Raw genomic sequence first — 17,493 nt, 5'->3', positions numbered from 1 at the left:
AGCGCGATGTAACACCCCCTGTCGAGTATGGGCAACAGGCCCCCTCGTGGATTACCCTATCGCATTGCAACAGCGAAAGTTCCCTGTCGCAAGTGGGTTTGTAATGAAATCTGATGAAGGATCACCGACGTCAATGCCGGAGACCACCGGAGACACTCTTCACATCGGATCCCTGGCAGGAACCGACGCCAACGCACCGTGGCAAATCCCCGGTTCCGCCTGGCTGAAAATCGTCAAGCGGGTCTACCGCATGAGCGGCTTTCACGAACTGGGCCTGCTTTCCGCAGGCCTTGCCTTCTACTGCTTTCTCGCATTGACGCCGCTGATCGGCGCCACGGTGATGATCTACGGCCTAATCGGCGATGTCGCCACCGTGCACGATCAGATGCAGAGCATTGTCGAAGTCGTTCCTCCCGAAGTGGCCCGGATGCTGGAGGAACAGTTGCTCCAGATCGTCACCACCAGCCGAGGCGTAACCGGGTTCGCGCTGTTGATCGCGCTGTTCTTTGCGATATTCGGCGGCATGCGCGCGGCGAACGGTATGATCAGTGCGCTGAATGTCATCAACGAGGAGCGAGAGACCCGCGGAATGATCTCGCTGACCGTGAGGGCTCTCGGCCTCACTGTTTCGGCGATCCTTATCGCGCTGACCGGGGTGCTGTCCGGCGGCGTCTTCGCATGGCTGCAGACGCAGACCAGCGTCTACCTCGGTGATGCGACGGCGATCCTGTTCAAGTGGCTGACCTGGATTTCCGCTGTCGCCCTCGGCAGCGCGGGTTTTGCCCTCATCATGCGATATGGCCCCGACAGACGTCCCGCGAAGTGGCGCTGGCTGGCTCCCGGGTCGCTGCTGGCGACCTTGCTGTGGATCGGGGTATCGTTCGGCTTCTCGCTCTATGTCGCCTATATCAGCGACTACAATGCCACTTACGGGTCGCTGTCGGCCATTGTGGTGTTCCTGATGTGGCTGTTCCTCTCCGCATACGGCGTCCTTCTCGGCGCGCTGGTGAATGCCGAGATCGAGCGCCAGACCTACTGCGATACGACCGTCGGCCCTACCCTCCCGGCCGGGGAACGCGGCGCCGTCCTGGCCGACCTCGTGGACAACCGCGTGCCTTCGATAGGGGATCTTGAGCGCCGCAAGCGCCGCCGTGCGGAGCAGGCGCGCCAGGAAACCGAATAGGGAATCGTCGGGTCAGGCAATCCTGAGCGGGCGCCGCCGGGCGTCGAGTTGGATGACCAGATTGGCGCGAGCCGGCATCTCCGAGAGTATCCAGCGCGTGAGCCGCTCGTAATGGGCGATGAAGCGCGCAATCCGGTCCTCGTCCATGACATGCACGCCCTTGTGCTCCTCTCCGGCAAGGTCGCGCTCCTGTTCCAGTCGCCAGTCGTGGACCACCTCGAATCCCGGCGCGGCAAGCAGGACCAAACGGTCGATCCGCGCGAACAGTCGCTGATAGACGTCGCCCAGCGCATCGTTGACGTAGCGGCGCCATCTGCCATCGCCATCCTCCTTCGCCTCCAGCGCGTTGACCGGGTCGACCAGCGCGCTCGAAGCTTGCGGAAAGGCACCGACGCACCAGCCCTCGAACACCAGCACGTGGCAGCCCGGCTGCACGATAGGCCAGTCCCGCTCGGCCAGCCGGTCGTCACTGGCCTTGTCGAAACGCGGCAGCGCCACCGGAAATCCAATCTCCAGCGCATCAAGAATATCCAGCCCGAGCATGACATCATGCGTGCCCGGAACCCCTCTGGTCGCGAGGAGGGGGTGGACGGCGCGCGACAGTTCCTGCCGCTCCTCGTGCCCAAGATAGAGGTCGTCGAGCGAGAGCGCGGCAGCGGAAAGCCCGGCCTCGCCGCATGCTTCGATCAAAGCGCGCGCGGCAGTCGATTTCCCAGACCCCTGCGCGCCGCAAATACCGATGACCACAGGCCACATCCGCCGACCAGCCAGAGCCGAATGCACCTGCTCCATGATCGCCTCGACAATGGCGGGATCAGGAGAAGGCGCAGGACGATCGGCGCTGCAGTGAAACTTTCGGTCCATCATCTCTTTCCTGCTGCAGCGTGGGGACCTTAGCCGTAGAGAAGCGGGTGCACGATGGCGAGACTTCGCCTCGAACCCGCCGCTCTGCGGCCCGAAATGCCATCGTCCATGCCATCGTCGCGGCGATCAGCCGGAAGGGCTGTTGATGCCTCCCCCTCACTGCGACTAGCTACACCCACAAGAATGCACGCGCGGCCCGATGCGATCCCGCACGCCCGCGATGGGAGAGGGAAAGGACACCGAGATGACCGACGTTCTGGGATATCAAGGCAAGCGGGTAATCGTCAGCGGCTGCTTCTCGGGCATGGGCGAGGCGACGGCAAAGATGCTGGTCGAACTAGGCGCCGAAGTACACGGGTTCGATTTTCGCGAAAGCGCCGTGCCGATGGCCTCGTTCACGCAGATCGACTTGCGCGATCCCGCCACGATCGAAGCCGCGGTTGCCGGCGTGGGCGGCAAGGTAGACGCCCTGTTCAACTGCGCTGGCCTGCCCGGCGGCGGCGGCTTCCCGCCGCTTGACGTCATGAAGGTCAACTTCCTCGGCACTCGCCACCTGACCGATCAGGTCGTTCCGCTGATGGGCGAAGGCGCTGCCATCGTCTCCATCGCATCGACCGGCGGCCTGGGGTGGAGCCGCCGCATTCCCGTGCATATGCAGCTTCTCGCCACGCAGGGATTCGATGCCGGTCTTGCATGGTGTGAAGCCAACCTCGACCAGGTGGCAGAGGGCTATGCCTTCTCGAAGGAAGCCGTCATCGTGTGGACGCAGTTCATGGGCGCGCAGCTCATCAAGAAGGGCATCCGCATCAACTGCTCGCTGCCCTCCCCCACCCAGACTCCGATGATGGCGACCTTCCACGCCACTTCGGGCAAGGACGTCGTGGATGCCGCCGCAGAACCGCTCGGCCGCTACACCACGCCCGAAGAACAGGCCGGCCCGCTGGTGCTGATCAATTCGAATCTCGCAGGCGTCGTCAACGGCATCGTCATGCCGGTGGACGGGGGCTTCATGGGCGGCCTTGCCACCGGGCAGGTCGACATCACCCGGATGATGAGCAAGCAGCCCGCCTGACGCGGCCTGGCATCGCGATTTTGAGAAGGGCCGGGCGACATGTCGTCCGGCCCCTTTTTTCCTCCCTCTTTTCCCTATGCGTCAACCTGCTAAGGCGTCGGCAAACGGAGAAGGATCAACGCGCATGAACGAAGCGGTACTTTACGAGATCGACGACGAAGGCATCGTCACGCTGACGCTCAACCGCCCCGAACTGCGCAATCCGATTTCCGATCCCGAAGTGATCGAGGGGCTGCTCGGCGCGCTCGAACGGCTCGAAAACGACCCTGCGGCCCGCGTGGCGATCCTTACCGGTGCGGGCAAGGGCTTCTCCTCCGGCGGCAATATCAATGAGATGAAGCCCGGCGGCAACGTCAACGGCGGCGTGCCCACACGCACCCGCCTTAATTACAAACGCGGAATCCAGCGCCTTCCTCTCGCGTTCGCCGCCCTGGAAGTGCCGGTGATCGCCGCCGTCAACGGGGCCGCGGCCGGCGCCGGATGTGATCTTACCTGCATGTGCGACCTTCGCATCGCCGGGGAAAGCGCGCGCTTCGCCGAAAGCTTCGTAAAGATCGGCCTGATCGCCGGTGACGGCGGCTCGTGGCTGCTGCCGCGCGTTATCGGCTGGTCCAAAGCGGCGGAAATGGCGCTTACCGGCGACATGATCGACGCTGCCGAGGCGCTGGCCTGCGGGCTGGTCTCCAAAGTGGTGCCGGATCACCGGTTGATGGACGAAGCCCGTGCACTCGCCCGCCGTATCGCCGCCAATCCGCCCCACGCAGTGCGCATGACCAAGCGCCTGCTCTGGGAAGGACGCCGCAGCGACCTCGCAACGCTTCTGGAAATGGCCGCCGCCATGCAATCCGCCGCTCACGCGACCGACGATCACGCGGAAGCGGTCGACGCCTTCCTTGAAAAGCGCAAGCCGGCTTTCAAGGGGTCTTGAATTTCGATGTGATCAGCTCATATGGCGATCACATCGAAATGTGAGAATGGATTTCCCCATGGCTGGTAATGTGATCGAACAGGTTCGCAGGCTCGTGAACGAGGGCGGCATGAGCAAGGCCGGCCTCGCCCGAGCCGCCGGACTGCACGCCAACACCCTGCGTGACTGCACCGAGCCCGATTGGAACCCAACCGCCGAGACGCTCACCAAGCTCGAACGCTTCCTGCTTTCGAACGACGACCGTCCGGTCCTCGTTCCGATCGAGGAAATCATCGACGAGGCCCGCAACGGTCGCATGTTCATCCTGGTCGACGACGAGGACCGCGAAAACGAGGGCGACCTCGTGATCCCGGCGCAGATGGCGACGCCGGCGGCCGTGAACTTCATGGCCACTCACGGCCGGGGACTGATCTGCCTCACACTCACCAGCCAGCGGGTGGAGGAACTCGGCCTTAACCTAATGAGCCAGCACAACGGCACGCGCCACGAAACCGCCTTCACCGTTTCCATCGAGGCCCGCGAAGGCGTGACCACCGGCATTTCGGCGGGCGACCGCGCGCGCACCATCTCGGTCGCGATCGACGGCACCAAGACCAAGGCCGACATCGTCACCCCCGGGCATGTCTTCCCGCTGCGCGCCCGTGACGGCGGCGTGCTCGTGCGCACCGGCCACACCGAGGCGGCTGTCGACATTTCGCGCCTCGCCGGGCTCAATCCTTCGGGCGTGATCTGCGAGATCATGAAGGACGACGGCACCATGGCACGCATGGACGACCTGATCGCCTTTGCCCGCATTCACGACCTCAAGATTGGCACGATCCGCGACCTCATCGCCTATCGCCGCAAGCATGACCGCATGGTCGAGAAGAAGAACGAGATCACATTCCAGAGCCGCCACGGCGGCCAGTGGCTTGCCCGCAGCTACTACAACAAGGCGACCGGCGAAGAGACCATGGCCCTGATCAAGGGCCGCATCGATCCGAACCAGCCGACCCTGGTGCGAATGCACACCCTTTCGATGTTCGTCGACGTTCTGGGCGAAGAATCGACCGATCGCGGCGATCTCCTGCATCGTTCGATGGAAATGATCGCAGAGGAAGGCGCGGGCGTGATCGTTGTCATCAACCGTCAGATGAACAATCCGATCTCGCGCGTCATGGATATCAAGCACCAGTTCCGCGCCGGAGAGAACCCGGACCTTGAGGAACTGCGCGACTATGGCGTAGGAGCCCAGATCCTTGCCGAACTCGGCATCCACGACATGATCCTGCTGACCAACACCCATCACTCGCTCGTCGCACTGGAAGGCTATGGCCTGAACATTGCCGGCGAACGCGCTATCCCCGCCCTTGAAGGAGCGAACTGACATGGCCCGTTTCCTTATCGTCGAAGCCCGCTTCTACGACCATCTGAACGACAAGCTGATTGCCGGCGCCAAGGCGGCGCTCAAGGCGGCAGGCCATACGGCCGATGTCGTGACCGTACCCGGCGCGCTTGAAATCCCCGCCGCGATCTCGCTGGCAGACGCCACGGGCGATTACGAGGGCTACGTCGCCATCGGCGTCGTCATTCGCGGCGAGACCTATCATTTCGAGATCGTCGCCGGTGAATCCGCACGCGGCATCATGGCTCTGACCATGGACGGCATCGCGATCGGCAACGGCATCCTGACCGTCGAGAACGAGGAACAGGCCCTGGTCCGTGCCGAACCGACCCAGAAGGACAAGGGCGGCGAAGCAGCCAAGGCCGCGATCGCCCTCCTCGGCCTGAAGGAAAAGTTCGGGGCCTGACCCCCCGCTCACGCCGAGCATCAAAGGAAGCCCTGCATCCGGCATTTGTCCGGATGCAGGGCTTTTTCGTTTCAACGAGGAAAGGTCGCGCGACAAGAGGCGGCAACACCATTTATCGGATCGCAGAAAACCACGCAAAATCGCCTGAAAGCAATGCGGATATCACGCATTAATTCTGCAAATTACGTGTTTACACCTATAACTATGAAGTCTTATCGACGAATTCCCCCTTCGTCGCCGTTTATTTACGGAATACAACTTGTCCACATTTCGGACAGAGCCAACACCTCTGTTCCAAAGCGATGAAAATTCTGTAATTGAGGGCGTAATTCGTCCGATATTGATCGTATTTGGATGGATTAGATAATCTCATCTCGCACCTCTAACGGGGCGGGTCGCAATCACGGATCCAGGACAACAGGATCCAGGCGGGACCAAGGTCTTTGCCTGCCGGAGAACCATACGATGAACAGGGAAGCAAAAGTGCAGCGACTGATCGGAGAACTTGTCGCCAGGTTAGACGAGCTTGACCAGATCGGGGAACTCGTCGCCGCCGCTCATCTCCAATCGGCCATCGACTGCCTGCGCATGACCCCGAAAGAGGAAGAAGATCGCTCCAAAGCGGATTAAGCTGAACAAGACGCCTCCATCGTACTGTGGTTATCCCTATTCCAGTTCGTGAAGAGATTCATCGTCCTGACCCGTACCTGGAATTCTCATCCGAAGATCCGGTACAATAAGATGGACCATTTCACGATCTTGGGGAGTAATCGCTGTGAATAGCTTCGTGCGCGCACAATTTCGGGCGCTCGATGCTTTTGGCAGCCTTGGCACTGGCGAAACTAGGTTATGGAGAAGACCGATCAGTTGATGCGCAGCCGGGCGAAGGCCATTCGCCTAATCGGCATTGCGAACGAACTTCTCGCCATGGCACGCGAACTCGAAATCGGACAAAGCCCGGCCGCCGATCTGGCCGGATTCGACGCCTTGGTGGAGGATCGGGAAGGCTCGAAGACCTCCGCCAGCCAGGACCACCCGATCTGGGTGGAACTGGCACGCCAGACTTATGACGACCGCCGGCGGCGAACCAAGATCTTCCAGTCGGAAGAACTGTTTGGCGAACCGGCCTGGGATATCCTGCTGGACCTCTTCATCGCCGCCAAGGAACGGCGCCGGGTTTCCGTGACAAGCGCCTGCATCGGCTCTGCGGTTCCCTCAACAACGGCCCTGCGCTGGATCACGATCCTCGAAAAACAGGGCCTGCTCGTCCGCGAAGCCGATCCGGGCGATGCGCGGCGTGTCTACGTAAAGCTGAGTGCGCGCGGCTATGCCGCCATGCTCGAATACTTCGCCTCCTCGTCCCGCTCCGTCGTCCTGCTCGACAATCCCCGCCCAGGGATCTCGGCCGCGCGATAGGCGCCTGCAGCCAACCCGTTCCGCCCCAAAGGGGGGTATCAGGCACAGGGATACCGGAGGTGACCGGGTGGCCGGTTCATCCTGACCGGGCCGGCCACCCGGCTTCATGCCATGAAAAAGCCCGGCTCCCTCACGGAAGCCGGGCTTTTTCCATTGGCGGATACCCGAGCGGATAACCGCTCGGCATCAACGATCAGCGCGCAAGACGGCCGAATGCCGATGCGCCGGCGTAACGGGCAGCCTTGCCCAGCTCTTCCTCGATGCGGATGAGCTGGTTGTACTTCGCAAGCCGGTCCGAACGCGCAAGCGAGCCGGTCTTGATCTGGCCGCAATTCGTGGCGACCGCGAGATCGGCAATGGTCGCATCCTCGGTTTCACCCGAACGGTGCGACATCACGGCCGTGTAACCGTTGCTCTGCGCGATCGAAACAGCTTCCAGCGTCTCGGTAAGCGAACCGATCTGGTTGACCTTCACCAGCAGCGAGTTGGCAAGGCCCTTCTCGATACCCATGGTCAGGCGCTTGGGGTTGGTCACAAAGAGATCGTCACCGACCAGCTGCACCTTGTCGCCGATCTTTGCGGTGAGCGCTGCCCAGCCTTCGAAATCGTCTTCACCCATGCCGTCCTCGATCGAGCGGATCGGATAATTGGCGGCAAGATCGGCAAGGTAGTCGGCCATTTCGGTCGGCGAAAGCGACAGATTTTCGCCGCTGATCTCGTACTTGCCGTTCTTGAAGAACTCGGTTGCCGCGCAATCGAGCGCAAGGGCAACTTCTTCACCGGGCTTGAAACCGGCCTTCTCGATCGAGGCCATCACGAAATCAAGCGCATCACGGGTGCTGGCGAGGTTCGGTGCGAAACCGCCCTCGTCGCCCACTGCGGTCGCAAGGCCCTTCTCATGCAGGCCCTTCTTGAGGGTGTGGAAGATTTCCGAACCCCAACGCACCGCTTCGGCGAGCGAATCGGCGCCGACCGGCACGATCATGAATTCCTGGAAATCGATCGGGTTGTCAGCATGTTCGCCGCCATTGATGATGTTCATCATCGGCACCGGCAGCACATGCGCGGAAACGCCGCCCACATAGGAATACAGCGGAAGGCCGCGCGCATTGGCGGCAGCCTTGGCCACCGCGAGGCTGACGCCGAGGATCGAATTCGCGCCCAGGCGGCCCTTGTTCTCGGTTCCGTCGAGTTCGATCATGGTGAGGTCGAGGTCGCGCTGGTCCTCGGCATCCATGCCGACAAGCGCTTCGGCGATTTCGCCGTTCACGGAATCAACGGCCTTGAGCACGCCCTTTCCGAGGTAGCGGCTCTTGTCGCCGTCACGCAGTTCGACTGCTTCGTGCGCACCGGTCGAAGCGCCCGAAGGAACCGCTGCGCGGCCGAAACTGCCATCTTCGAGGAGAACGTCGACTTCGACGGTAGGATTGCCGCGGCTGTCGAGAATTTCACGGCCGTGGATATCGATGATCGCGGTCATACTGGAAATTTCCTCCTGAAAAGGCGCTGACGCGCTCATGCCGGGCGTCTTAGCAGGGGAACCACGCCTGACAAGTTGCGTTGCAATATCGACAGCAAGTTGTGTTACTCTGAATGCACATCGCCTGCACGCGGGTAAAACGGCGTAACGGTCAGCAAGGAAGGAATTCGCCATGTCCGAACCGAACACCAGCACCGGAAACGGCACCGAAAACGCCAAGAGCCACTTCACCAAGGCCGTCGAGGAAGCCAAGGCTGGTGCTCAGGCACTTGGCAAGGAAGCCCAGGTCGCGGCCGAGGGATGCCTTGAAAAGCTGAACAAGGCGAAGAGCGAATGGTCGAGCGAAGCAAAGGTCCGCTCCGATGAGGCCTCCGCAAAAGCCAGTGCATTTGCGGGTGACGCAAAGATCAAGGCCGCGGACCTCGCCAACCAGGGCAAGGCAAAGACCAGCCAGGCCATTGTCGGCCTTTCCAAGGTGATCGACGATAACGCCGGCCTGATCGACGAGAAGGTTGGCCCCAAGTACGGCGATTATGCCCGCACGGCATCCAAGTCGATGGCCGATGCCGCCGCACGGCTCGACGAGAAGTCTCTCGACGAACTCGGGGAAGAAGCCAAGGAATTCGTGCGAAAGAGCCCCGGCGTCGCCATCGGGGTGGCAGTGGCTGCGGGCTTCCTGTTCGGCCGACTTTTCAAGAGCGGCAAGTAAGCGCCTATCGTTCGCACGACGATGCTCGACACCCCGGTGAACCTCGCTTCCTCCCTTCGGGAGGACGAGGACCTTTCCCTCGCTCAGGACTTGCGCCTGCTCGCCTCCGAAGCGCGCACTTTCGCGCAGGCGGAACTGGCCTATCAGAAGAGCCGCGCCGCTTATGCCGGAGCAGAGGCGCGCGCGATCGCGATGCTCGGCCTGCTGGCGGCGGGCCTCGTGTTCTTCGCACTCATGGGGCTCGTACTCGGCGCCGTGATCGCGGTGGGCACGCTTGTAGGTCCGTGGCTGGCAATGCTCCTCGTTCCCCTCGTCGTCATTGTCATAGCTGCGATGTGCGGCCTTTCGGCGCGAAACCGCATGAGGCGCATGAAAGCACTCCTTTCCGAGAAGGGAGCGGCCGAATGAGCAGGCTCATTCAGCAACTGATCGAAGACCGCGGTGCGCGCGACGCGGCCAAGGCCACCTTTGACACGAGATACGGCGCCCTCAAGGCCGATTTCGAATCGCGCGGCCTTGCCGGCCGTGTCCTCGACGAAGCCGCCGGGCATGTCGCCGACATTCTCGACGAGGCAGTCGCCGTCGTGGAGGAGCATCCCGTCGCGGCGGGCGGAACCTTCACAGCGCTGGTGCTTTGGTTTTTGCGTAACCCGATCATGGCCGGGATCGAACGACTGTTCGGTTCGGGCAGACACCGGAACAAGGAGTCCGACGGTGAGCAAGACTGAAAAGACCACTCCCTCCATTCCGGCGACCTCGGCCACCGATGGAAACATAGGTCAGGTCGTGGCGCTGGCGCCCCGGCGGGACGAACGTCCGTCGGAGAAACTGGTCAGTTTCGTGAAGCGGCACCCCGTCCTCGTGGTTGCAGGCGGCGTTGCCGCAGGCGTACTGGTAAGTGCCCTACTGCCCCGGCGAATGACTCGCGGCGTACTCTCGCGAACGGCGCACCTTGCCGAAGCTGCGGGTGCTGCGACCGCGCTTCTTGGCAAGGAAGCCGCAACTAGGGCCAATGATCTCCGCTCCGGCGCGCGCAAGCAGGCTGGAACTCTTGCCGATCGCGCCGAAAAGAGCGGTGAAATTGCTGCCGAGCGACTTGAGAAATACGGCATGGCAGCACTAGCGGCGGCGAGCGCGCTCGGACGGGCTTCCGCCAAGCGCGTCAGCGAAGCGGGCGAAGCTGCAGCGCGTCAGGCGCAGAAATTGGGGCATTCGGCCAGCGAGACCGCAAGTACCCGTTCGCACAAGCTCGCGGATATCGTGAGCGGAGTCGCCCAGCGCCTCTCCCACTGAACGCAGGTTCTTGCTATTGGTTTTCAATATCATGAATAAGAGCGGATCGCCCTCACGATCCGCTCTTGCCCTGTCCCCCGGCAAAAAGTATGGGACCGCATCTCTCCCACTCACGAAAGCGGTCCCATGCAGAAGCTTCACCTCGTGATGGGCGGCCGGGTCACAGACCCGCGCAGCCTTGAATTCTCCGACCTCAGCGCCCTCGACCTGGTCGGCGTCTATCCCGACTACGCCTCGGCCGAGGATGCATGGCGCTCGGCCGCTCATCGCACGGTCGATGATGCGGAAATGAAGTACGTGATCGTCCACCTGCACCGCCTGCTTCAGCCAGACCAATCGGAAGCCTGAACGGCTTCCCGGTTTGACTTCCGGGCCAGAGCAGAAACGAAAAAGGCCGGCTTCCGCCGGCCTTTTCTTTGCTCTTGTCAGATAGATCGGTTCAAATGAACTCGATCTTCTGCACGAGGTAGAACTTGTCGCCCGATGGCACTGTCACTTCGACTTCTTCTTCGATCTTGCGACCGATAAGCGCCTTGCCGAGCGGCGAATTGTAGCTGATGCGGCCTACCCGGGCATCCGCTTCATAAGGACCGACGATCTGGTACTTCACCGGCTTGTCGTCCTCGTCGAGTAGCGTGACTGTGGCGCCGAAGATGATCTTGTCGCTGGAAAGCGTGGCCGGATCGACGATCTGGGCACGGGTGATCTTGTCTTCGAGATCGGCGATCGTTGCTTCGACCTGGCCCTGGCGTTCCTTTGCGGCGTGATACTCGGCATTTTCCGAGAGATCGCCGTGGGCACGCGCTTCCTCGATCGCATCGACGATCCGGGGGCGCTCTTCACGCAGCGCCTTGATCTCGGCGGTCAGCTTCTCATACCCCTCGGCGAGCATGGGGAGCTTTTCGATACTGGCCATCAATTACTTCCTTCCTGCTGCCTCCCCGCTCCGCGAAACCAGTCGAGGGAGACTAGTTTCCTGTCCCGTCCCACAGGATATTCCCGGGGACTGGGCCGATCTGCAGCGATGTGGGGAGGCTAGATCGATTTCAGCTATAATAATCCTGCAACGAACGCACTTCAAGCTGGCTCCCGCTTTGCGCAGAAATTGCCTGTGCAGCAGCGACGCTGGCGGCCGCTGTCGTGAAGTACGGCACCTTGCCGGTAAGCGCGGATCCGCGGATCGATTGCGAGTCCTTCAGGCTCTGCCAACCTTCGGTCGTGTTGAAGATCAGCGCAATGTCGCCATCCACGATCTTGTCGACGATGTGCCGACGTCCTTCGGCAACCTTGTTGACCAGTTCCACCGGCAGGCCGGCTTCGGTCAGGTACTTGTGCGTGCCTGACGTGGCGATGATGCGGAAGCCCTCCTTCACCAGGATCTGGACCGCCGGAAGGATGACCGGCTTGTCGCTGTCCTTCACCGAAACGAAGACGAGACCGCTGTCGGGCAGGCGCATGCTGGCCCCAAGCTGGGCCTTGAGGAAAGCGCGCGGGAAGTCGGCATCGATGCCCATGACTTCGCCGGTCGACTTCATTTCGGGGCTCAGCACCGGATCGACGCCCGGGAAGCGCGCGAAGGGGAAGACCGCTTCCTTGACCGCCACATAAGGCAGGTCACGCTTGAACGGCGGGAAGTCTGCCAGCTTTTCGCCGGCCATGATGCGCGAGGCGATCTTGGCGACCGGCTGCCCCAGCGCCTTGGCGACGAAGGGCACGGTGCGCGAGGCACGCGGGTTCACTTCAATGAGGTAGACCTCGCCGTCCTTCACCGCGAACTGGATGTTCATCAGGCCGCGTACGCTGAGCCCGAAGGCCAGTGCTTCAGCCTGGCGCTCCATCTCGGCGATGATTTCGGCAGGCAGGCTGTAGGGCGGCAGCGAGCAGGCGCTGTCGCCCGAGTGGATGCCCGCTTCCTCGATATGCTGCATGACGCCAGCGACGACGACCTGGTCACCATCGCAAAGCGCATCGACGTCGCACTCGATGGCGTCGCGCAGGTACTGGTCGATCAGCACCGGGCTGTCGCCCGAGACCTGAACGGCGGTGGCGATGTAGTCGTCGAGCTGCTGTTCGCTGTCGACGATCTCCATGGCGCGGCCGCCGAGCACGTAGCTGGGACGCATGAGAACCGGGTAGCCGATGCGATTGGCAACGGCGACGGCTTCGTCACGGCTGCGGGCGATGCCGTTGGCCGGCTGCTTGAGGCCCAGCTTCTCGACCAGCGCCGAGAACCGCTCGCGGTCTTCGGCAAGGTCGATCGCGTCGGGCGAGGTTCCGAGGATCGGAATGCCGGCGTCTTCCAGCGCTTGCGCCAGCTTGAGCGGGGTCTGGCCGCCGAACTGCACGATAACGCCGACGAGCTCGCCCTTCGACTGTTCGACGCGCAGGATTTCCAGCACGTCCTCGCCGGTGAGTGGCTCGAAATAGAGGCGGTCCGAGGTGTCGTAGTCGGTCGAGACGGTCTCGGGGTTGCAGTTCACCATGATCGTCTCGTAGCCGACTTCGGCAAGCGCGAAGCAGGCGTGGACGCAGCAGTAGTCGAACTCGATCCCCTGGCCGATGCGGTTGGGACCGCCGCCGAGAATCACGACCTTGCGGCGATCCGACGGATTGGCCTCGTTCTCGGGCTCACCGAAGATCGGGGCTTCATAAGTCGAGTACATGTAGGGCGTCACCGCCTCGAACTCGGCCGCGCAGGAATCGATGCGCTTGAATACCGGGTGGACGCCCAGCTTGGTGCGCAGTGCGCGCACCTCGTCCTCGCTGGTGGCGCCGGCCATGGCGCGCAGCGCGTCGTGCAGCAGGCCCGAGCGCTTGGCCTGGGTCTCGCCCATGCCGCCCGCGACGCCAACCGAACGCACAGCCAGCGTGGCAAGGCGCTTGTCCGAGAAGCCCATCGCCTTGACGCGGCGCAGACCCTGCGCATCGACCGGCAGGCCGTTCTTCATGATATTCGCCTCTTCGGCGATGATCTCTTCGATGTGACGCAGGAACCACTTGTCGTAGTGCGCGATCGCGTGGATCTCATCGACGGTGAAGCCTTCGCGGAAGGCCTGCGCGACATGCAGCAGACGCTCCGGCGTCGCACGGGACAGGGCAGCGGTGATCACGTCGCGGCCCGCGCCTTCCAGCTCGACCACGCGGTTGAAACCGTCAAGGCCGGTTTCGAGACCGCGCAGGGCCTTCTGCATCGATTCCTTGATGTTGCGGCCGATCGCCATGACTTCGCCGACCGACTTCATCGCGGTGGTGAGGTCATTCTTGGCGCCCTTGAACTTCTCGAAGGCGAAGCGCGGGATCTTGGTGACGACGTAGTCGATGGTCGGCTCGAACGCGGCCGGCGTGGCGCCGGTGATCTCGTTCATGATCTCGTCGAGCGTGTAGCCCACGGCCAGCTTCGCCGCGACGCGCGCGATCGGGAAGCCGGTGGCCTTCGAAGCCAGCGCCGACGAGCGCGAAACGCGCGGGTTCATCTCGATGACGATCAGGCGGCCGTCCTTCGGATTGACCGCGAACTGCACGTTCGAACCGCCGGTTTCCACGCCGATCTCGCGCAGCACCTCGATCGAGGCGTTGCGCATGATCTGGTATTCCTTGTCGGTCAGCGTCAGCGCCGGCGCGACAGTGATGGAGTCGCCCGTGTGGACACCCATGGGATCGACGTTTTCGATCGAGCAGATGATGATGCAGTTGTCGTGCTTGTCGCGCACGACCTCCATCTCATACTCCTTCCAGCCGAGCAGCGATTCCTCGATAAGGACCTCGGTGGTCGGGGAAGCGTCGAGGCCGGAGCGGACGATCGTCTCGAACTCGGCCTTGTTGTAGGCGATGCCGCCGCCGGTGCCGCCCATCGTGAAGCTGGGACGGATGATCGAAGGCAGCCCGGTGCGTTCGAGCACCGCGAAGGCTTCGTCCATGGTGTGAGCCACGCCCGAGCGGGCCGAATTGAGGCCGATCTTATCCATCGCGTCGCGGAAACGCTGACGATCCTCGGCCTTGTCGATGGCGTCGGCGTCGGCGCCGATCATCTGGACGCCGAACTTCTCCAGCGTTCCGTCGTTGAACAGCGCCAGCGCGCAGTTCAGTGCGGTCTGACCGCCCATCGTCGGGAGCACCGCATCCGGGCGCTCCTTCTCGATGATCTTGGCGACCACTTCCGGGGTGATCGGCTCGACATAAGTGGCGTCGGCCATGTCCGGGTCGGTCATGATCGTCGCCGGGTTGGAGTTCACCAGGACGACCCGGTAGCCCTCTTCCTTGAGCGCCTTGATCGCCTGCGTTCCCGAATAGTCGAATTCGCAGGCCTGGCCGATGATGATCGGGCCGGCGCCGATGACGAGGATCGAGGAGATGTCTGTGCGCTTGGGCATGGGCTGTCCTGGGGTGTCCTGTGTGTCTTGTATGTCGGACTGGCGGCCTAGGCCACCAGTTCGCCAAACGCCTTGTCCCAGTAATCTGGGCCTTCGGCCTTGGCTTTGAGAATGATCGGGTTGCTGTCCTGCTCCTCGCGGATCACCGCGCGGTATCGGTCAGCCTGAAACTGGTGCATCGAACCGCCATACTCGCCCTCTGTGGTCGACCAGGCACCCGTTTCGAGCATCCGGTCGATGAAGACCTTGCCGGCTTCCTTGGCGTGCTTGCGCACCTTGGGGCCGAACTTGCGAACGGCGACCGAGACCTTGTCCTCGAAGATGAGCTGCAATTCACCGTAAGGGTAGAAACGCGGCGCAACCGTGAGTTCGGCAGCCTGTCCGGCAATATAGTAAGCGAGCATGTGGTCGATAAGGTCGGTCATTGGGCATCACCTTGCTTTGCATGGGCTCCGGCCGCTAAGGCCGGACACTCGACTGCATAGGCAAACTGTGCTGGCGGGTCGAAAACTCGCTGGTCCGCACCGGCAATGATCGCCGATGCGGGGCGCGGCGCGAACGCCGCGAAGAGAGACCGACCCGTTATACCCATCAGGCCAGCATACCCACGAACTTCTCGAAGAGGTAGAAGCTGTCCTGCGGACCGGGGCTGGCTTCGGGGTGATACTGCACGCCGAAGGCCTTCTTCCCCTTGATGGAGATGCCGCAGTTCGAACCGTCGAACAGCGAAACGTGGGTTTCCTCGACATTGTCGGGCAGCGTCTGGTTGTCGACCGCGAAGCCGTGGTTCATCGAGGTAATCTCGACGACGGCGTCGTCCAAGCGCTTCACAGGATGGTTGGCGCCACGGTGGCCCTGGTGCATCTTCGAGGTCCTGGCGCCGGCCGCGAGGCCGAGCATCTGGTGACCGAGGCAGATGCCGAAGATCGGCACGTCGCGCTCCAGCAGCGCGCGGATCACCGGAACGGCATATTCGCCGGTCGCCGCCGGATCGCCCGGGCCGTTCGAGAGGAACACGCCCTTGGGCTCAAGCGCGAGGATCGCGTCGAGCGAAGTCTCGGCGGGAACGACGGTCACGCGGGCGCCGGCCTTCACGAGGTTGCGGAAGATATTGTCCTTGGCGCCGTAGTCGATGGCGACGACGTGCGGGCGGGTTTCGCCTTCCCCGGCGCCGAAGCCCTGGCCGAGTTCCCAGGTCGAGCCTTCCCAGCCCTCCTGGATTTCGCGGCTGACGATCTTGGCAAGGTCCATGCCTTCGAGGCCCGGCCATTCCTGCGCGCGCTTGATCAGCGCGGGAATGTCGAACTCGCCTTCGGGGTTGTGGGCGATCACCGCGTTCGGCGCGCCCTGAAGGCGGATGCGGCGGGTCAGCGCGCGGGTGTCGACCCCGGCGAGCCCGACCTTGCCCTTGGCGGCAAGCCAGTCACCGAACTCGCCCGCCGAGCGGAAGTTAGAAGACGGCGTCACGTCCTCGCGAACGACGCAGCCGACCGCGCCGTCGACCTTGGATTCAAGGTCTTCGTCGTTGACGCCGACATTGCCGATGTGGGGAAACGTGAAAGTAACGATCTGGCCCGCGTAGGACGGATCGGTCATCACTTCCTGATAACCGGTCATCGCGGTGTTGAAGCAGACTTCTCCGACTGCTTCGCCCACGGCTCCGAAGCCGCGGCCCCAGACCACGTGTCCATCGCTCAGGACGAGAACGCCTGTCGCCCCTTCAGGTTTGGGCGCAAGCGTATATGCGGCGTCGGCCATGGTGGGTCGCTCCGTTGACGGCGTTTCTGACTATGTGTGCTAAGGCCTGCCCGCTAGAGAGGGTTGTGCACCGCGTCAAGGCGGCAAGGGTGCAATTTGGCGCACGACTTGCTAGTTTTGCGCCACGACACTCCCCAAAACCTATCAGAACAGCAGGAAACCAATGCTTCGTGATTCGATCAAGGCCGCCCAGATCACTGCGATGAAAGCGGGCGACAAGCCGCGCCTTGCAGCGGTTCGCCTCATCCTTGCCAAGATCAAGGACCGCGACATCGAACTGCGCACCGCCGATTCCCTCCCGGACGACGATGCCATGATCATCGACGTGCTCCAGAAAATGGTGAAGCAGCGCCGCGAATCGATCCAGCTCTTCGAAGAAGGCGGCCGCCCCGAGAAGGCCGCCGAAGAGAAGGCCGAACTGGACGTGATCGAGACCTTCCTGCCCGCCCAGCTCTCCGAGGAAGAGACCAAGGCCCTGATCGACGCCATCAAGGCCGAAGTCGGCGCCGAGAGCATGAAGGACATGGGCAAGGTCGTCGCCGCGCTCAAGGCCCGCCACGGCTCGCAGCTCGACATGGGCAAGGCTTCGGGCTGGGTGAAGGCGGCGCTGGCCTGAGCTGACACGAAACC

The 17,493-nt window shown here is 62.6% G+C and carries 19 protein-coding genes; 13 read left to right on the top strand and 6 right to left on the bottom strand.

Annotation, left to right across the window (positions count from 1 at the left end):
* The first annotated feature begins 133 nt into the window (after nucleotides 1-133).
* Complete coding sequence (locus U9J33_RS10230; RefSeq protein ID WP_324694976.1) at nucleotides 134-1,183, top strand: YihY/virulence factor BrkB family protein; 1,050 nt, start codon at nucleotides 134-136, stop codon at nucleotides 1,181-1,183.
* A gap of 12 nt (nucleotides 1,184-1,195) precedes the next feature.
* Here the strand turns inward: U9J33_RS10230 and U9J33_RS10225 are convergent, their stop codons facing one another.
* Nucleotides 1,196-1,975, bottom strand: coding sequence for a kinase (locus U9J33_RS10225; RefSeq protein WP_324694974.1), 780 nt, complete (start codon nucleotides 1,973-1,975; stop codon nucleotides 1,196-1,198).
* 316 nt (nucleotides 1,976-2,291) lie between these two features.
* On the opposite strand from U9J33_RS10225, the gene U9J33_RS10220 reads away from it, so the two are divergent.
* The 6 genes from U9J33_RS10220 to U9J33_RS10195 all read left to right on the top strand — a co-directional run bounded on the left by U9J33_RS10220 (nucleotide 2,292) and on the right by U9J33_RS10195 (nucleotide 7,253).
* Nucleotides 2,292-3,119, top strand: coding sequence for a coniferyl-alcohol dehydrogenase (locus U9J33_RS10220; protein ID WP_324694972.1), 828 nt, complete (start codon nucleotides 2,292-2,294; stop codon nucleotides 3,117-3,119).
* A gap of 124 nt (nucleotides 3,120-3,243) precedes the next feature.
* The gene (locus U9J33_RS10215) at nucleotides 3,244-4,047 is read left to right on the top strand and encodes a crotonase/enoyl-CoA hydratase family protein (protein WP_185997471.1); all 804 of its coding nucleotides are present in this window, start codon (nucleotides 3,244-3,246) and stop codon (nucleotides 4,045-4,047) included.
* 58 nt (nucleotides 4,048-4,105) lie between these two features.
* Nucleotides 4,106-5,413: a 3,4-dihydroxy-2-butanone-4-phosphate synthase gene (ribB, locus tag U9J33_RS10210; RefSeq protein WP_132468773.1), complete on the top strand. Its 1,308-nt coding sequence runs from the start codon at nucleotides 4,106-4,108 to the stop codon at nucleotides 5,411-5,413.
* A 1-nt stretch (nucleotide 5,414) separates the two neighbouring features.
* A complete protein-coding gene (gene ribH, locus U9J33_RS10205) occupies nucleotides 5,415-5,837 on the top strand; it encodes a 6,7-dimethyl-8-ribityllumazine synthase (RefSeq protein WP_185997472.1) in 423 nt (140 codons plus the stop codon).
* A gap of 465 nt (nucleotides 5,838-6,302) precedes the next feature.
* Nucleotides 6,303-6,467: a hypothetical protein gene (locus U9J33_RS10200; protein WP_324694968.1), complete on the top strand. Its 165-nt coding sequence runs from the start codon at nucleotides 6,303-6,305 to the stop codon at nucleotides 6,465-6,467.
* 219 nt (nucleotides 6,468-6,686) lie between these two features.
* Complete coding sequence (locus U9J33_RS10195) at nucleotides 6,687-7,253, top strand: MarR family transcriptional regulator (RefSeq protein WP_324694966.1); 567 nt, start codon at nucleotides 6,687-6,689, stop codon at nucleotides 7,251-7,253.
* Nucleotides 7,254-7,446: 193 nt separating this feature from the next.
* Here U9J33_RS10195 and eno read toward each other — a convergent pair whose 3' ends face one another.
* Nucleotides 7,447-8,733 carry a phosphopyruvate hydratase gene (gene eno / locus U9J33_RS10190; protein ID WP_324694964.1) on the bottom strand — a complete coding sequence of 429 codons (1,287 nt, stop codon included), beginning with the start codon at nucleotides 8,731-8,733 and terminating at the stop codon, nucleotides 7,447-7,449.
* A gap of 172 nt (nucleotides 8,734-8,905) precedes the next feature.
* Between eno and U9J33_RS10185 the strand changes: the two genes are divergently transcribed.
* The 5 genes from U9J33_RS10185 to U9J33_RS10165 all read left to right on the top strand — a co-directional run bounded on the left by U9J33_RS10185 (nucleotide 8,906) and on the right by U9J33_RS10165 (nucleotide 11,083).
* Nucleotides 8,906-9,442 (top strand): hypothetical protein, encoded by a 537-nt coding sequence (locus U9J33_RS10185; RefSeq protein ID WP_185997474.1) that lies wholly within the window; start codon nucleotides 8,906-8,908, stop codon nucleotides 9,440-9,442.
* A 21-nt stretch (nucleotides 9,443-9,463) separates the two neighbouring features.
* Complete coding sequence (locus U9J33_RS10180) at nucleotides 9,464-9,850, top strand: phage holin family protein (protein ID WP_324694960.1); 387 nt, start codon at nucleotides 9,464-9,466, stop codon at nucleotides 9,848-9,850.
* Nucleotides 9,847-10,170 (top strand): hypothetical protein, encoded by a 324-nt coding sequence (locus U9J33_RS10175; RefSeq protein WP_324694958.1) that lies wholly within the window; start codon nucleotides 9,847-9,849, stop codon nucleotides 10,168-10,170. The genes U9J33_RS10180 and U9J33_RS10175 overlap by 4 nt, the downstream gene beginning before the upstream one ends.
* Nucleotides 10,157-10,735: a hypothetical protein gene (locus U9J33_RS10170; RefSeq protein WP_197282925.1), complete on the top strand. Its 579-nt coding sequence runs from the start codon at nucleotides 10,157-10,159 to the stop codon at nucleotides 10,733-10,735. The genes U9J33_RS10175 and U9J33_RS10170 overlap by 14 nt, the downstream gene beginning before the upstream one ends.
* A gap of 126 nt (nucleotides 10,736-10,861) precedes the next feature.
* The gene (locus U9J33_RS10165; RefSeq protein WP_054435705.1) at nucleotides 10,862-11,083 is read left to right on the top strand and encodes a DUF4170 domain-containing protein; all 222 of its coding nucleotides are present in this window, start codon (nucleotides 10,862-10,864) and stop codon (nucleotides 11,081-11,083) included.
* A 91-nt stretch (nucleotides 11,084-11,174) separates the two neighbouring features.
* On the opposite strand, the gene greA is transcribed toward U9J33_RS10165, so the two are convergent.
* From greA to carA, 4 genes are all read right to left on the bottom strand, one after another.
* Entirely contained in the window at nucleotides 11,175-11,651 is a 477-nt protein-coding gene (gene greA / locus U9J33_RS10160) for a transcription elongation factor GreA (RefSeq protein ID WP_054435707.1), read from the bottom strand.
* Between the two features lie 130 nt (nucleotides 11,652-11,781).
* On the bottom strand, nucleotides 11,782-15,105 hold the full coding sequence (carB, locus tag U9J33_RS10155) for a carbamoyl-phosphate synthase large subunit (protein WP_324694953.1): 3,324 nt from the start codon (nucleotides 15,103-15,105) through the stop codon (nucleotides 11,782-11,784).
* A 47-nt stretch (nucleotides 15,106-15,152) separates the two neighbouring features.
* Nucleotides 15,153-15,530, bottom strand: a complete 378-nt coding sequence (locus U9J33_RS10150; RefSeq protein WP_054435711.1) for a hypothetical protein — start codon at nucleotides 15,528-15,530, stop codon at nucleotides 15,153-15,155.
* Between the two features lie 166 nt (nucleotides 15,531-15,696).
* Nucleotides 15,697-16,863, bottom strand: a complete 1,167-nt coding sequence (gene carA, locus U9J33_RS10145; protein WP_324694951.1) for a glutamine-hydrolyzing carbamoyl-phosphate synthase small subunit — start codon at nucleotides 16,861-16,863, stop codon at nucleotides 15,697-15,699.
* Nucleotides 16,864-17,026: 163 nt separating this feature from the next.
* On the opposite strand from carA, the gene U9J33_RS10140 reads away from it, so the two are divergent.
* A complete protein-coding gene (locus U9J33_RS10140) occupies nucleotides 17,027-17,479 on the top strand; it encodes a GatB/YqeY domain-containing protein (protein WP_185997479.1) in 453 nt (150 codons plus the stop codon).
* The last annotated feature ends 14 nt before the right edge of the window (nucleotides 17,480-17,493 follow it).

The sequence above is a fragment of the Novosphingobium sp. RL4 genome (assembly GCF_035658495.1).
Taxonomy (GTDB): Bacteria; Pseudomonadota; Alphaproteobacteria; order Sphingomonadales; family Sphingomonadaceae; genus Novosphingobium.
Note: the sequence above shows the minus strand (reverse complement) of the source record. Positions and strands in the feature narration are given on the sequence as shown.